The sequence below is a fragment of the Grimontia indica genome (assembly GCF_000333895.2).
In the GTDB taxonomy this organism is placed as follows: Bacteria; Pseudomonadota; Gammaproteobacteria; order Enterobacterales; family Vibrionaceae; genus Enterovibrio; species Enterovibrio indicus.
Map to the genome: position 1 here is coordinate 1 of NZ_ANFM02000095.1, position 531 is coordinate 531.

At 54.0% G+C, this 531-nt stretch carries 1 protein-coding gene; it reads right to left on the reverse strand.

What is annotated here, in order from left to right; all coding sequences use genetic code 11:
* On the reverse strand, window positions 1-531 hold a 531-nt coding region (locus D515_RS24895; protein ID WP_039850769.1), incomplete at both ends, for a phosphopantetheine-binding protein.

Below are 531 nucleotides of genomic sequence, written 5' to 3' on the forward strand. Positions count from 1 at the left end.
ATTGACGTTCTCACCATCCAGCTCGACCAGATAATGGGTACCACAGTTGAGTGGCAGTCCAGGTGACTGGCCCATCCAATAGGCACGCTGAACCTCTGTCAGTGGGAAAGGTTCAAAGCGAGCGTCCGGGTCAGGAACCAGGGTGGAAAGCGGCTCGGCGTTCTCGAATGAGAGTCCGGCAGCAAATTCGGCCAACACAGGTTGTGCAAACAACAGACGGAGAGGCTGTTCAGCGGTCAGCCCATTTTCACGTAGCGTTGAAATGACCTGGGTGGCTAACAAGCTATCACCGCCGAGAGAGAAAAAGTGGCTTTCCCTTCCGATGCTTCTGTCCGGTAACAGTGCTTGCCATACGCTGGCTACCTGACACTCCTTATCGCCTTTTGGAGGTGTCAGGATTGTTTGCTGTGCGTCAGCATGCTCAGCCAGAAGTATCTGAGCTTGCTTGCGGTCAACTTTACCGTTCGCACTGAGAGGAATTTCATCAACCAGCGCGAGGGTAGAAGGAACCATATAGTCGGGCAGCAGGGC